Origin of the sequence: Streptomyces sp. NPDC016469, assembly GCF_040632905.1 — a bacterium.
In the GTDB taxonomy this organism is placed as follows: domain Bacteria; phylum Actinomycetota; class Actinomycetes; order Streptomycetales; family Streptomycetaceae; genus Streptomyces.
Genome location: NZ_JBEYCQ010000007.1, coordinates 189524 through 203366 on the forward strand (window position 1 = coordinate 189524; position 13843 = coordinate 203366).

Annotated in this window: 12 protein-coding genes and 1 pseudogene; 10 read left to right on the forward strand and 3 right to left on the reverse strand. The window is 74.1% G+C overall.

What is annotated here, in order from left to right; all coding sequences use genetic code 11:
• Window positions 1–315 precede the first annotated feature (315 nt).
• The 8 genes and pseudogenes from ABZ565_RS10345 to ABZ565_RS10380 all read left to right on the forward strand — a co-directional run.
• Window positions 316–1803: an ATP-binding protein gene (locus ABZ565_RS10345; RefSeq protein WP_361023410.1), complete on the forward strand. Its 1488-nt coding sequence runs from the start codon at window positions 316–318 to the stop codon at window positions 1801–1803.
• A complete protein-coding gene (locus ABZ565_RS10350) occupies window positions 1800–2237 on the forward strand; it encodes a roadblock/LC7 domain-containing protein (RefSeq protein WP_361023107.1) in 438 nt (145 codons plus the stop codon). The genes ABZ565_RS10345 and ABZ565_RS10350 overlap by 4 nt, the downstream gene beginning before the upstream one ends.
• Window positions 2234–2593 carry a DUF742 domain-containing protein gene (locus ABZ565_RS10355; protein WP_361023110.1) on the forward strand — a complete coding sequence of 120 codons (360 nt, stop codon included), beginning with the start codon at window positions 2234–2236 and terminating at the stop codon, window positions 2591–2593. Before ABZ565_RS10350 ends, ABZ565_RS10355 begins: the two co-directional genes overlap by 4 nt.
• On the forward strand, window positions 2574–3221 hold the full coding sequence (locus ABZ565_RS10360) for an ATP/GTP-binding protein (protein WP_361023113.1): 648 nt from the start codon (window positions 2574–2576) through the stop codon (window positions 3219–3221). The genes ABZ565_RS10355 and ABZ565_RS10360 overlap by 20 nt, the downstream gene beginning before the upstream one ends.
• The gene (locus tag ABZ565_RS10365; RefSeq protein WP_361023116.1) at window positions 3218–4453 is read left to right on the forward strand and encodes a cytochrome P450; all 1236 of its coding nucleotides are present in this window, start codon (window positions 3218–3220) and stop codon (window positions 4451–4453) included. Before ABZ565_RS10360 ends, ABZ565_RS10365 begins: the two co-directional genes overlap by 4 nt.
• Window positions 4450–5658: a cytochrome P450 gene (locus ABZ565_RS10370; RefSeq protein ID WP_361023119.1), complete on the forward strand. Its 1209-nt coding sequence runs from the start codon at window positions 4450–4452 to the stop codon at window positions 5656–5658. The genes ABZ565_RS10365 and ABZ565_RS10370 overlap by 4 nt, the downstream gene beginning before the upstream one ends.
• 95 nt (window positions 5659–5753) lie before the next feature.
• Complete coding sequence (serC, locus tag ABZ565_RS10375) at window positions 5754–6872, forward strand: phosphoserine transaminase (RefSeq protein ID WP_361023122.1); 1119 nt, start codon at window positions 5754–5756, stop codon at window positions 6870–6872.
• 93 nt (window positions 6873–6965) lie between these two features.
• Window positions 6966–7163 (forward strand): annotated as a pseudogene (locus ABZ565_RS10380) (Uma2 family endonuclease); the annotation flags it as partial.
• Here the strand turns inward: ABZ565_RS10380 and ABZ565_RS10385 are convergent.
• The gene (locus tag ABZ565_RS10385) at window positions 7160–7654 is read right to left on the reverse strand and encodes a GNAT family N-acetyltransferase (protein WP_361023125.1); all 495 of its coding nucleotides are present in this window, start codon (window positions 7652–7654) and stop codon (window positions 7160–7162) included. The pseudogene ABZ565_RS10380 and the gene ABZ565_RS10385 overlap by 4 nt on opposite strands.
• Before the next feature lie 82 nt (window positions 7655–7736).
• On the opposite strand from ABZ565_RS10385, the gene ABZ565_RS10390 reads away from it, so the two are divergent.
• On the forward strand, window positions 7737–8132 hold the full coding sequence (locus ABZ565_RS10390) for a PPOX class F420-dependent oxidoreductase (protein ID WP_361023128.1): 396 nt from the start codon (window positions 7737–7739) through the stop codon (window positions 8130–8132).
• A 56-nt stretch (window positions 8133–8188) separates the two neighbouring features.
• Window positions 8189–12973: a CHAT domain-containing protein gene (locus ABZ565_RS10395; protein ID WP_361023131.1), complete on the forward strand. Its 4785-nt coding sequence runs from the start codon at window positions 8189–8191 to the stop codon at window positions 12971–12973.
• Window positions 12974–12979: 6 nt separating this feature from the next.
• On the opposite strand, the gene ABZ565_RS10400 is transcribed toward ABZ565_RS10395, so the two are convergent.
• Together ABZ565_RS10400 and ABZ565_RS10405 are read right to left on the reverse strand one after the other, a co-directional pair.
• A complete protein-coding gene (locus ABZ565_RS10400; RefSeq protein WP_361023134.1) occupies window positions 12980–13180 on the reverse strand; it encodes a hypothetical protein in 201 nt (66 codons plus the stop codon).
• Entirely contained in the window at window positions 13149–13835 is a 687-nt protein-coding gene (locus ABZ565_RS10405; RefSeq protein ID WP_361023136.1) for a DUF6338 family protein, read from the reverse strand. Before ABZ565_RS10405 ends, ABZ565_RS10400 begins: the two co-directional genes overlap by 32 nt.
• Between the last annotated feature and the right edge of the window lie 8 nt (window positions 13836–13843).

Consider the following 13843-nt stretch of genomic DNA (forward strand, 5'->3'; position numbering starts at 1 on the left):
ATACACAGTACTGCACTCATCGGGTGCGGCCCGCCCCTCCACGGTAGGGACTCGCAAGAGACGGACGAAATAAAGGGCCGCCGGGGGCCCCGCCGCGGGGGCAGGGCAACACGACATTATTCAGTCGTAAATTGACAGGTTGAAAACACAAACAGAACAGATGCCACCACAAGTTCTTCCCAAAGGGATCGTCAATTCTCATATAGTGACCGGGACTTATCTGGGAACCCCCCGCTCCAGTTGTCCCGCTTGTCTCTCGTGTCCCCCTCGCCCGAACCGCCCCCGTCCGCCGCCGTCCGCCCCAAGGACTCCGCTTTGCGCCCCTCTACCCGGCCGACCGCACTGGCCCTCACGGTCACGGCGGCCCTCACCGCAGCCCTGAGCGTGTGGGCGACCTTCGCCGCTCCCGATTCGGCCAGGACCGCGGTGGCCTGGGGCTCCGGCGGGGCCGCCGTGCTGCTCGTGGCCGCCGTCACCACCGCCGTCCACGCCCGCGCCACGGTGCGCCGGCTCCGCGAGACGCACGCCGCCGAGAGCGGCCGGTTCACGGCCGAGGTCTCCCGGATGGTCTCGGCCTCCGCCGCCGAGGCCCAGCAGTTCACCGCGGAGAACGCCCGCATCAGGGCCGCCGCCGCGGCCGAGGCGGCGAAGGCCAAGGAGGAGGCGGAGGCCGGCGCCGCCCGCCTCACCGCCGAGAACGCCCGGCTGAAGGCCCGCGCCTCGCGCGCCGAGACCGAGCGCTCCGCGGCCCTCACCGCCTGCGCCAACGCGGCCGGCCGGATGCAGGCCCTGGCCACGAGCATGCTGGCCGACCTCCGTGAGATGGAGCACCGGCACACCTCGGAGGACGTCCTCGCCGACCTGCTCCACCTGGACCACCGCACCGCCCAGGCCGGCCGCCTCGCCGACTCCATCGCCGTGCTCACCGGCGCCCGCTCCGGGCGGCGCTGGGCCAAGCCCATCGTCATGGAGTCCGTGCTGCGCGGCGCGATGGGCCGGATCAGCGGCTACCAGCGCGTCCGGCTCCACTCCACCAGCGACGTCGCCGTCGCCGGCCACGCCGCCGAGGGCGTCATGCACGCCCTGGCCGAGCTCCTCGACAACGCGGCGAACTTCTCGCCGCCCACCGCCGAGGTCCATGTGTACGTGGAGGAGGTCCCGGCCGGGATCGTCGTCACCGTCGAGGACAGCGGCCTCGTCATGAGCGACGTGCAGCTGCGCCGGGCGGAGCGCGCGGTCGCCGCCGACGACACCGACCTCACCGGCCTGACCGGCACCCGCCTCGGGCTCGCCGTCGTCGGCCGGCTGGCCCGCAAGCACGGGCTGACCGTCTCGTTCCGGCCGTCCGCGCGCGGCGGCACGGGCGCGCTGATGATGCTCCCGCAGGAGATCGTCACCCGCACCCCCGCGGTCCGGACCTCGCCGGACGCGTCCGCCCCTGCGCCCGCCCCTTCGTCCGCCCCCGCCCCCGCCCCCGCCTCCGCCGAGCCCGAGCCCGTCCACACCCTGGGGACGGACCCCGCCGCCCGGCCCGCCGCCCCGGAGCCCATGCGCTCCGACTCCGCCTCGGACACCACCGGCAACCTGCCGAAGTTCGGCGAGAGCGGCCTGCCCAAGCGTTCGCGCGGGCGCACCCTGGCCGCCGCCGAGGCCAGGGCCCGGGCCACCGCCGCCGCCGGGCCCGCCCGGGACGCCGACGCGACGGACGACGCACCCGACCCCAAGGCCCGGGCGGCCCGCTTCAGCAGCTTCCGCAACGCCGTACGGCCCGACTCCCCACCCCCGGAGGGCAGCTCCCGATGACCGCGACCACCGACGAGAAGCTCAACTGGCTGCTGGAGGGGCTCCTCGAACGGACCCCCGGCGCCCGGCACGCCCTCGTCCTGTCGAGGGACGGCCTCAAGCTGTGCCGCACCCCCGAGCTCTCCGTCGACCAGGCCGACCAGCTCGCCGCGATCTCCGCCGGCATCCAGAGCCTGTCCCACGGCGCGTCCGTGGAGTTCGGCAACGGCAGCGGCGGGGTCCGCTCCGCCATGGCCGAGTTCTACGGCGGCATCCTGTTCATCGTGGAGGCGGGCGCCGGTGCCCACCTCGCGGTCGTCGCCGCCGAGAGCGCGGACGTGGGCCTCGTCGGCCACAACATGAGCGAGCTGGTCGAGCAGCTGGGCGAGCACCTGGTCGCCCCGCCGCGCGACCCCGCCGAGGCGGTCGCCGCCGCCCGGGGCACGGCCGTATGACGCCCCGCCCCGGCAGGGACGACGCGCCGGACCGGCTGTACACCCTCACGGGCGGCCGTACCCGGTCCGACTCCGCCGCCTTCGACCTGGTCACGCTGGTGGTCGCCGAGTGCGAGCCGGGCCCCGGCATGCAGTCGGAGCACGTGGCGATCCTGCGGATGTGCGAACGGCCCACCGCCGTCGTGGAGATCGCCGCCGATCTCGACCTGCCCGTCAGCATCGTGCGCATCCTGCTCTGCGATCTGCTCGACACCGGCCGGATCAGCGCCCGCCACCCGCGTACCGCACGCGTATCGGACCGGCTTCCCGCCCCCGACATCCTGGAACAGGTGCTCGTTGGACTCCGCAACCTCTGACCGCGCCGCCCTGAGAGCGACGGCCGACAACGGACTGAAGATAGTCGTGGTCGGCGGCTTCGGGGTCGGCAAGACCACCATGGTCCGATCCGTGAGCGAGATCCGTCCGCTCAACACGGAGGAGACGATGACCCGCGCGGGCGAGGCGGTCGACCACCTCGACGGCGTCGGGTCCAAGACGTCCACCACGGTCGCCTTCGACTTCGGCCGGATCAGCCTGGACGAACGCTCGGTGCTCTACCTGTTCGGCGCGCCCGGCCAGGAGCGCTTCTGGTTCCTCTGGGACCGGCTGTTCTCCGGCACCCTGGGCGCCGTCGTCCTGGTCGACACCCGGCGGCTGGCCGATTCCTGGTACGCGATCGACCGGCTGGAGCACCACGGCACGCCGTTCATCGTCGCCTGCAACGACTTCGGCGGCCCGCTCCACACCGAGCAGCAGATCCGGGAGGCGCTCGACATCTCCCCGGACGTCCCGCTCGTGGAGTGCGACGCGCGCGACCGGTCGTCCAGCAAGTACGTGCTGATCACCCTGGTCGAGCACCTGCACCGGCTGTCCGCCGCCCGTACGCGGGAAGCCGCCGCGCCCCTCGAAGGCACCCCCGCCCTGACCCCGGAGCCCACCCCGTGACCGAGTGCCCCCACGCGGCCGGTGCCGTGCCGCTGTCCGGCCCCCGGTTCCAGGCCGAACCGGCGCAGCTGTACCGGGAGATCCGGCGCGACCACGGCGCCGTGGCGCCCGTCGTCCTGGATGGCGGCCTGCCCGCCTGGCTGGTCCTCGACTACCGCGAACTGCACCAGGTCACCAGCGACCCGGTGCTCTTCAGCCGTGACTCGGACCTCTGGAACCAGTGGGAGAAGGTCCCCGCCGACTGGCCCCTGCTGCCCATGATCGGCCGGAAGCAGCCGTCGATCCTCTACACCGTCGGCCCCCGGCACGCCGAACGCGCCGCGATGATCGGCAACGCCCTGGAGGCGATCGACTCGTTCGCCCTCAAGCGCTTCGCCGAGGAGTTCGCCGACGAACTGATCGACCGGTTCTGCTCCAAGGGCTCGACCGACATCATCGCCGACTACGCCATGCTGCTCCCCGCCCGCGTGCTGGCGAGGATGTACGGCGTGAGCGACGAGGACGGCGACGCGCTCGTCGGCTCCATCAACGACATGATCGACGGCCGGGAACGCGCCCTGGCCGGTCAGCAGCACCTCGGCGCGACGATGCTGAAGCTGCTGGCCGACAAGCACGCCGAGCCGGGCGACGACGTCGCGACGAGGATGCTGGCCGACCCCGGTGGCTTCACGGACGAGGAGGTCATGCAGGACCTCATGGTCATGATGGCGGCGGGCCACCAGCCGACCGCGGACTGGATGGGCAACTCCCTGCGGCTGATGCTCACCGACGACCGCTTCGCCGCCTCGCTCTCCGGTGGCCGGCACAGCGTCGCCGAGGCCATGAACGAGGTCCTGTGGGAGGACACCCCGACGCAGAACGTCGCCGGCCGCTGGGCCGCGCGCGACACGCACCTCGGGGGCCGCCACATCCGGGCGGGCGACCTGCTCCTCCTGGGCATCGCCGCCGCCAACTCCGACCCCCAGGTCCGCGTCGACGGCTCGGCCCTGACCGGCGGCAACAGCGCCTTCCTGTCCTTCGGCCACGGCGAGCACCGCTGCCCGTTCCCGGCCCAGGAGACCGCCGAGGTCATCGCCCGTACCGGCATCGAGGTACTGCTCGACCGCCTCCCGGACATCGACCTGGCCGTCCCCGCCGAGCGGCTCACCCGACGCCCGTCCCCCTGGCTGCGGGGCCTGGCCAACCTGCCCGTCGTCTTCACACCCACCCCCGCCATCGGAGGCCGGACATGACCCGCATCGCCCTCGACCCCTTCGTCGCCGACCTGGACGGCGAGAGCGCCGCGCTGCGCGCCGCCGGCCCGCTCGCCGAGGTCGAACTCCCCGGCGGGGTGCACTGTTACGCCGTCACGCACCACGCCGAGGCGAGACAGCTGCTCACCGATGCCCGGATCGTGAAGGACATCAACGTCTGGGGCGCCTGGCAGCGCGGCGAGATCCCTGTGGACTGGCCGCTGATCGGCCTGGCCAACCCGGGCCGCTCGATGCTGACCGTCGACGGCGCCGACCACCGCCGGCTGCGCACGCTCGTCGCGCAGGCCCTCACCGTGAAGCGGGTGGAGCGGCTGCGGGCGGGCATCGAGGCGCTGACGACCGCGAGCCTGGACCGCCTCGCGGCCCTGCCCGAGGGCGAGCGGGTCGACCTGAAGGCGGAGTTCGCCTACCCGCTGCCGATGAACGTGATCAGTGAGCTGATGGGGGTCGACGCCGCCGACCACCCCAGGCTCAAGGAGCTGTTCGAGAAGTTCTTCTCGACGCAGACGCCGCCCGAGGAGGTCCCGCAGATGATGGCGGACCTCGGCGCGCTCTTCACGAAGATCGTGGACGCGAAGCGGGCGGAGCCGGGCGACGACCTGACCAGCGCCCTGATCGAGGCGTCCGAGGACGGCGACCACCTCAGCAACGAGGAGATCGTCAACACGCTCCAGCTCATCATCGCGGCGGGCCACGAGACGACCATCAGCCTCATCGTCAACGCGGTCGTCGCGCTCCAGACCCACCCCGAGCAGCGCAAGCAGGTGCTGGCCGGCGAGGTGCCGTGGGAGAACGTGATCGAGGAGACGCTGCGCTGGAACACCCCGACCTCGCACGTCCTGATCCGCTTCGCGACGGAGGACGTACAGGTCGGCGACAAGGTCCTGCCCAAGGGCGAGGCCCTGATCGTCTCCTTCGGCGCGCTGGGCCGCGACGAGCGCCGGCACGGCCCGACCGCCGGTGAGTTCGACGTCACGCGCTCGCCGAACCGGCACATCGCCTTCGGCCACGGCCCGCACGTCTGCCCGGGCGCGGCCCTCTCCCGGCTGGAGGCGGGGGTCGCCCTGCCCGCCCTCTACGAGCGCTTCCCGGACCTGGAGCTGGCCGTGCCCGCCACCGAGCTGCGCAACAAGCCGATCGTGACGCAGAACGACCTCTTCGAACTGCCGGTCGAGCTGGGCTGAGCCGGAACCCGGTCCCCGGGCCACGGGTCGGAATCCCCGTCTCATCCGACGGACAGGGTGCGTGGCCTCCGCAGCGAGGCGTTACGCTCCGACTCGTGGCCGACATCCAGATTCCCGCTGACATCAAGCCCGCAGACGGGCGCTTCGGCGCCGGTCCCTCCAAGGTGCGGACCGAGGCGCTCGACGCGCTGGCCGCCACCGGCACGTCTCTGCTCGGTACGTCCCACCGCCAGGCCCCGGTGAAGAACCTGGTCGGCGCGGTGCGCGAGGGCGTACGCGACCTCTTCTCCCTCCCCGAGGGCTACGAGGTGATCCTGGGCAACGGCGGCTCCACCGCCTTCTGGGACATCGCGACGCACGGTCTGATCGAGTCGAAGTCCCAGCACCTGAACTTCGGTGAGTTCTCCTCGAAGTTCGCGAAGGCCGCCAAGCTGGCGCCGTGGCTGGCGGACCCGACCGTCATCGCCTCCGACCCGGGCACCCACCCGGACCCGAAGGCCGAGGCGGGCGTCGACGTCTACGCCTTCACGCACAACGAGACCTCCACCGGTGTCGCCGCGCCCATCAAGCGCGTCGCGGGCGCCGACGAGGGCGCGCTCGTCCTGGTGGACGCCACCTCCGGCGCGGGCGGCCTGCCGGTCGACATCGCCGAGACTGACGTCTACTACTTCGCCCCGCAGAAGTCCTTCGCCTCCGACGGCGGCCTCTGGATCGGCGTCTTCTCGCCGGCCGCCCTGGAGCGCGCGGCCCGCGTCCACGCCTCGGGCCGGCACATCCCGGAGTTCTTCTCGCTGCCCACGGCGATCGACAACTCGCTGAAGAACCAGACGTACAACACCCCGGCGCTCGCCACGCTCTTCCTGCTGAACGAGCAGCTGACGTGGATGAACACGCAGGGCGGCCTGGACTTCACGACCGGCCGCACGGCCGCCTCCTCCGGCCACCTCTACGGCTGGGCCGAGGAGTCCAAGTACGCGACCCCGTTCGTCACCGACCCGGCCAAGCGCTCCCAGGTCATCGGCACGATCGACTTCGCGGACGAGATCGACGCCTCCGCCATCGCCAAGGCGCTGCGTGCCAACGGCATCGTGGACACCGAGCCGTACCGCAAGCTGGGCCGCAACCAGCTCCGCGTGGCGATGTTCCCGGCGATCGACCCGTCGGACGTCCAGGCCCTGACGGCCTGCATCGACTACGTGATCGAGAAGCTGTAGCCCGTACGCGTCCGAAACGGCCCTGCGCACCTCGCGGTGTGCAGGGCCGTTTCTGCTTCACTCGACCGTGTGGCATACGCAAGAAACACGGACGTGATCCTCGACCCGAAGCACGGCCGCGTCCACGTCCTCACGGAACCGCTGGGCAGCTCGTACGACCGCCATGAGGTGTACGCCCCCGGCCAGCAGGCGCCGCTGCCCGCATCGATCGGCGCCGAGGTGGGTCTCGATGTCGCCGAGCTGATCCAGGCGGGCCGGGCCAAGCCCCGTACGCCGGACGACAGGGCCTAGAGGCCCAGCCCCCACCGCTCCTCGCCGTCCTCCCACTCGCCCGTCCGCGCCAGGCCCGCCCCGGCGGCCACGGCGGCGGAGGCCGTGTGTCCGGGGTGGATGTGGGCGACGACGGTCCGCACGCCCGCCTCCCGGAGGTGCGCGACCAGGCCCCGGGCCGCCTCGCGGGCGTACCCCCGCCCCTGCCACGGGACGCCCACCACCCACGCGATCTCGGCGCGGTCGCCGCGCACGGTGGCCTGCACGTACCCCACGAGACCGGCACCGGCCCCCAGCACCCAGTTCCACCACAGCTCGTCCGGGTCCGGCGAGCCCGCCGTCTGCCGTACGTACCGCGCCCGCAGGGCCTCCGGGGTCTCCGGGGCGCCCCCGGTGAAGGCGTGGAGGGCCGGGTCGGACAGGACGGCGGCCATCTCGTCGGCGTACTCCGCCCGTAGGGGCAGCGCCTGCAGGCGGGGCGTGGCGAAGGGCTCGGGGGCTCGGTGGCTCATGGTCCGGGGACCTTACGCGAAACGCCTGCGGGGCGCCCGCCGCCCGGATGAGCGCGGGGGCGTGCGGGCGGACCATGGAGATATGGATACGGTCCCGCAGCTCAAGCCCTTCGTGAAGCAGTACACCGTCCTGCTGAGCACGCGGCGGCAGGACGGGACGCACGCCGACACCCCGGTGCACATCGCGGTCGAGGGCGACCACGCGTACATCCGGACGTTCTCCTCGGCGTGGAAGGTGGAGCGCATGCGCAACCACCCGGTGGTGCGGATCGGCCCGTGCACCGTACGCGGCCACCCCACGGGCCCGCAGATCGAGGCCCACGCGCGCCTCCTCCAGGCGGGCTCGAAGGAGAACACGCACGCCTCGCGGATGCTGTCCCGCAAGTACCCCGCGACGCAGGGGGTCCTGGTCCCGCTGACCCACCGGCTGAAACGGGACCGGACCCTGCACTACGAGATCCGGCCCATGGAATCCTGAGTCAAGTCCCCTCCCCGGTCGGTAGGTTGGAGGAACTGTCGGCCGACGGGAGAGCGATGACATCGGGGACCGCCGAGAGCGCGGCGCGCCTCCTCCTCGACGTGGCCGCCCGCGCCGCGACCGACCCCCGCGCCCTGGAGTGGTTCCTCGGCCCCGAGGCCGGGGCGGCGGCCGAACAAGTGCGCGCCGGAACAACCCTGCCCGACGGAAGCGTGTGGGCCCTCGGGGCCCTCGCCCTCGGCCACGCCGAGTGGTCCCGCTTCCTCGCCGTGCACGAGGCCGACCCGGTGGCCCTCGGCGCCGCCGTCCTCTGGTTCGCCGCGCTGGACGGCCCGGCCCCGGAGCGACTGCCGTACGGGCTGCGCCCCCTCTTCTCGACACTGGCCGGCGGACCGGACGGCGCCGCCACCGAGCCCGGCCTCGCGTACCAGGCGGCGGTCGGGATGACCGTGCTGTTCCAGCAGGGCCGCGCCCCGGGCGCCCTGCCGCTCGCCGAGACGCTGTTGCGCCACGCCGCCGCCACCGCCGGCGAGGGCAGTCTCGAACAGGGCTGCTACCTGTCCGACCTGGGGCTCGTCCTCCTCTACGGGGCGCAGGGCGGCTCCGTGGAGCAGGCGCTCACCGCCGCCGTCGAGGCGGGGCGGGCCGCCGTGCTCTGCGTCCCGGGCCCCCCGGACGAGCAGGCCCGCAGGCACGGCAACCTGGGCCACGCCCTCCGCCACCGGGCCGAGGCGGCCGGCGACCGGGACGCGATCCGGGAAGCGGTCGCCGAGCTGCGGAAGGCGGCGGACCTCACCACCTGGAACAACCCGCTCCGCCCGCAGCTCGGCGCCACCCTCGGCTCGGCCCTGTGCGCGGCGGCCAGACTCCTGGACGACGCCGCCCTCCGCCGCGAGGGCGTCACCCGGCTCCGCGACGCCCTCGCAGAGCCGGACGCCACGTTGACCTCCCGCGCCTCGTTCCTCTCGGACCTGGGCGTCGCCCTCGTCCAGGGCGCACCGGAGGACCCCACCGCGTACGAGGAGGGCATCGCCGTCTGCCGCGAGGCGGCCGAAGCCGCGCCCAGCCCCTACGAGCGCACCGTCTACCTCACCAACCTCGGCTTCCTCCTGGGCGGCCACGCCGTCAACACCGAGGACCCGCAGGTCCTGGAGGACGCGTACGCGGTCGCCCGGGAAGCCCTGGCCGGCGCTCCGGACGGGCATCCGGTCCGCGCCCAGGCGCACTGGGTCCTCTCCCGGGTCCTGGACGCCCGGTACGGGGTGTCGGGCAGTCCTCACGACCTGACGGAGGCCATCGGACACGCCCTGTCCGGGATGGAGGGCATACCCGCGGGCGACCTCGCCCGGCGCGTGCTGCACGCGTGCGGCCTCGCCGACCTGGTGACGAAGCGGGCCCTCCGGCAGACCCGGTCCACCGTGCCGGAGAGCGACCCCGCCGGCCTGCGCGCCCCGGCCGCCCTGATCCGCGCCCTGGCCGGGGACCTGCCGCCCCGCGCCCCTGAGCGCGCCCGGGCCCTGGCCGCGCTCGGACACTGCCTGCGCCTGTCGAGCGACCCGGCCGATGTGGACGAGGCCGTCGACCGCTTCCGCGAGGCGCTGGCCCTGCCCTCCCCCGAGGACGGTTTCGAGGCCGCCACCCGCTTGGCCCTCGGCGCCGCGCTGGCCCACCGCGCGGGGGCGGACGAGCAGGCGTGGCGGGCGGGCGCCGACGAGATGCGCGGGGCGCTCGCGCTGTTCCCGCCCGGCAGCCAGGCGTACTGGGAAGGCCACACGGAGTTCGCGAACGTCCTCACCGCGCGGGCCGACGGGACGAGCGGCGTCGAGCTGTACGAGGAGGTGGTGCGCCTTCTCCGCGAGAGGCTGGCACACGCCCCGCTCTCGCGCACCGAGCACTCCGTGTTCCGGTCGCACATCGGCCTCACCCAGCTGAAGACCGCGCTGCGCTCCGGCCGCCCCGAGCTGTTCACCGAGGCGGTGGCGTCCCACCGCGAGGCCATGGCCGGATCCTCGCCGGACGACCTGCTCCACGCCCACCAGCTCCTCTGCTTCGGCGAGGCCCTGCTCGCCCGCGCCGAGTTCTGCTCGGACACCGCCGCGCTGCGGGAGGGCGTCGAGGTCCTGCGCCGGGCGGTCGCCGTCTCCGACGAGGACACCTACGGCGGGTCCGCCTGCCGCACCGCGCTCGGTGACGCCCTGCGCAACTTCGCCCGGCTCGCCGCCGACCCCGACAGCCTTCTGGAGGAGTCGGTCCACTGGCACCGCGAAGCCCTGGTGATGGCCCCCGGCCCGCCCGACCCCGTGGCCCTGCTCGGCCTCGCGAACAGCCTCTACGCGCTTTACCGCCGCACCCGCGAACCGCGCCGGGCCGAAGAGTCGGTGTTCCAGTTCCGGGCCGCGCTGCGCGCGCTGAGCCCGGCGACGGCCGAGGCGCGCGGCTCGATCCTGCTCGGCCTGGGGGGCATCCAGTGGCTGCTGGCCCGCCACACCGGCGACGAAGCCCTGCTGGACACCGCCGTCGAGACGCTGCGCGCGGCGGTTTCCTGCGCTTCTCCCGCCCGGACCGCCATGGCGCTCACCAACCTGGGCGGCGCGCTCATGGACCGGGGGCGCCGCACCGGGAACCGGGCCTGGATGGCGGAGGCCGTGACGGTGCTGCGGCGGGCGCTCGACCGGAGCCTGCCCGCGGCCATGGAGCGCACGCTCCACCTGAACAACCTCGCCGAGGCACTGCGCCAGTGGGACGCCCTCACCCGTGACACCGCGGGCTCCGCGGAGGCGATCACACTGCTGCGCGAGGCGATGGCCGTGGAGAACGGCGACCGGGAGGGCGGCGAGTGGGCCGCGATGAACCTCGCGGACCTGCTGACCGGCCTGGCCGAGGCGAACGGCGACGCCGGCATCGCCGATGAGGCCCGCCGGCTGCTGGAGCACGCCCTGGACCGGTTCGGCGAGGGCCACCCCTCACGCTTCTTCGCGCTGCAGAAGCTCACGATGGCCTGCCAGATGAGTGTCCGCCTCGCCGATGACCCGTCCGGACCGGCCGCCCGCGAGGCGTGGAACCGCGCGGCCGACGCCGCCCGCGAATCCCTCACCGGCCTGGCCGATGACGACCCGAGCCACGCCCTCTCCTCGGTCCTGCTGGCCATGGCGCAGGTGAGCCGCCATGCCCTCGGCGAGCGCGTCGACCTGGCGGAGGCCCTGCGCCTCGCCCGCGACGCCGCCCGCAACCCGGTCGCGCACCGCGTGGCCCAGGTAGAGGCCGGCCGCGTCTGGGGCCTGACCGCTCTGCGGACGGGCGACCGCGCCGAGGCCCTGGAGGGCTACGCGTACGCCGTGGGGCTGCTGCCCGGCATCGCCCCGCGCGGCCTCGCCCGCGTCGACCAGGAGGCCCGCCTCGGCGGCACCGGCGGGCTGGCGAGCGACGCCGCCGCGCTGGCCCTCGAAGCGGGCACCCCGGAACGCGCGCTCGCCCTGCTCGAACAGGGCCGGGGCGTGCTGCTGGGCCAGGGTCTGGAGAACCGCGCCGACGTGTCACGGCTGCACGCCATCGACCCGGTCCGCGCGGCAGAGTTCGAGCGCGTACGCGACGCGTTGAGCGCCCCGCCCGCGTTCGCCCCGTCCCCCGACGGACCGCCCGGGGCGGACGAGACCGCCGAGACCCGCCATGCTCTGGCCCGCCGCTGGGACCGGCTCCTCGCGGAGGTCCGGGCGCTGCCGGGCCTGGCGGACTTCCTGCGCCCGCCCTCCGTGCCGGAACTGCTGTCGGCGGCCGAGGGCGGACCCGTCGTGGTCGTCAACGTCAGCGCCTACCGCTGCGACGCCCTGATCGTGACCTCCGGCGGGATCGACGTGGTCCCGCTGCCCGGACTCACCCCGGAGGCCGTGGACCGGCGGGCGGCGGAGTTCATCGACGGCATCGAAGTGGCGTACGGCGCACGCGGCAAGGACGAGGCCGTCGCCATGATGCGCACCCTGTCCGGCACGCTCGGCCGGCTCTGGGACACGGTCGCGGAGCCCGTGCTCGGCCGCCTCGGCCTCGACACCGCTCCGGCCGCCGGGAAGCCCTGGCCCCGGCTGTGGTGGTGCCCGACCGGCCTGCTGTCCTTCCTGCCCCTGCACGCGGCCGGGCGCGGCGGGCCGGACTCCGGCACCTGGGTCATGGACCGGGTCGTCTCCTCGTACACCCCGACCCTGCGCGCCCTGGTGCGAGCCCGCGCCGGACTCACCGGCGGAGCCCGGGGCGCGCGCCCCGCGCCGCTGGTCGTGGCCCTGGCCGAGACGCCGGGCGCCTCGCCGCTGCCCGGGGTCGCGCGCGAGGCGGAGGTGGTGGCGGAGCTGTTCCCGGGCGGGCGGCTGCTGGCCGGGCCCGACGCGACGGTGGAGGCGGTGGGCGGGGCGCTCGACGCGCATCCCTGGGTGCACCTCAGCTGCCACGGGGTGAGCGAGCTGTTCGAGCCGTCACGGAGCGGGCTCGTGCTGCACGACGGACGCCTCACCGTGTCCGATGTCGCCACCCGGCGCCCGGGGTCCCCGGAACTGGCCGTGCTCTCCGCCTGCTCCGCGTCGCGGGGCGGCCTCGGGCTGTCCGACGAGGCGATCCAGCTGGCCGCCTCCTTCCAACTGGCCGGATACCCGCACGTGATCGGCACCCTGTGGCCCATCGCGGACAAGCTGGCGACACACCTGACCGAGGCGTTCTACCGGGCGCTCGCCGACGACGTCTCCGGCGGCCGGCCCATCGACCCGGCAGCCGCCCTGCACGGCCCGGTCCGGGCCCTGCGCGACCGCTACACGGCCGCCCCGCACCTCTGGGCGGCCCACATCCACACCGGCCCGTGAGGACCCTCAGTCCCCGTCCGGCTCCCCGGGCGGCGCCGGCTCGCCCGGCTCCGCGGGTTCGCTCATCACCGATCCCGAGGGCCCCTGCGGCAGCTCGTCCGGCTCGACCATGAGGCGGGTGGGCCGGTACGTCTTGGTGGAGCGGAACTCCACCGCCCACTCCGCGAGTTCGTCGTCACTGCCCGGCTCCGGTTCCCGTTCGCTCACCCTCGTCCGCCCCTCTCACCACCGGCCGCTGCCGCGCGGGCGGCAGCAGCACCTCCAGTACGTCGATCTCCTCCGCGCGTACGTACACGCCCCCGGTGCCGGGCACCCGGCCCACGAAGCTGCCGTCCGGCGCCATCCGGTACTGGGCCTCCAGATAGAGGTCCCCGCTGTGCGGATACGCCGACACGGCGGACCGGGTCCCCAGCCAACCGCCCACCCACAGACCGCTCTTGAGCCGTACGCGTACGAAGCAGGAGTCCCGCCCCCGGAACAGCGCGTCCCATGCGGTCGGCGTCGGCTCGTAACGCGCCCGTGCGTCCCGCCGCCGCCAGGCCGCCTCCGCCCAGGCGAGCGCGGACGGCACGACGACGATCAGCAGCAGCGCGGCGAGACCCGCCTGCCGGGGCTGCCGTGCCACGCCCGCCAAGGGTCCCTCGCCGTCGCCCAGGAGCAGCCGCAGCAGCCAGGGCCCGGCGGCCACCACGTACAGCGTGTCGAGCAGGGCACCGGCGGCGATCGCGCGTACGAGGCGGTTCTGCGGCTCCTGCTCGGCGGCGAGCGGGCCGCGCAGGCGCTCCCGGACGGCCTGGTGGAAGACGCCGGGCAGCACGAGGATCAGCAGGATGGTCAGCTGCTGCACCGTTCCCGGGACCATCGTGGTGC

Bases quoted from the DNA above. Each gene is read 5' to 3' on its own strand.
- ABZ565_RS10350 (WP_361023107.1), top strand. From the start codon at position 1,800: ATGACCGCGACCACCGACGAGAAGCTCAACTGGCTGCTGGAGGGGCTC.
- ABZ565_RS10355 (WP_361023110.1), top strand. From the start codon at position 2,234: ATGACGCCCCGCCCCGGCAGGGACGACGCGCCGGACCGGCTGTACACC.
- ABZ565_RS10370 (WP_361023119.1), top strand. From the start codon at position 4,450: ATGACCCGCATCGCCCTCGACCCCTTCGTCGCCGACCTGGACGGCGAG.
- ABZ565_RS10385 (WP_361023125.1), bottom strand. From the start codon at position 7,654: ATGAGCCACCGAGCCCCCGAGCCCTTCGCCACGCCCCGCCTGCAGGCG.
- ABZ565_RS10390 (WP_361023128.1), top strand. From the start codon at position 7,737: ATGGATACGGTCCCGCAGCTCAAGCCCTTCGTGAAGCAGTACACCGTC.
- ABZ565_RS10395 (WP_361023131.1), top strand. From the start codon at position 8,189: ATGACATCGGGGACCGCCGAGAGCGCGGCGCGCCTCCTCCTCGACGTG.
- ABZ565_RS10405 (WP_361023136.1), bottom strand. From the start codon at position 13,835: ATGGTCCCGGGAACGGTGCAGCAGCTGACCATCCTGCTGATCCTCGTG.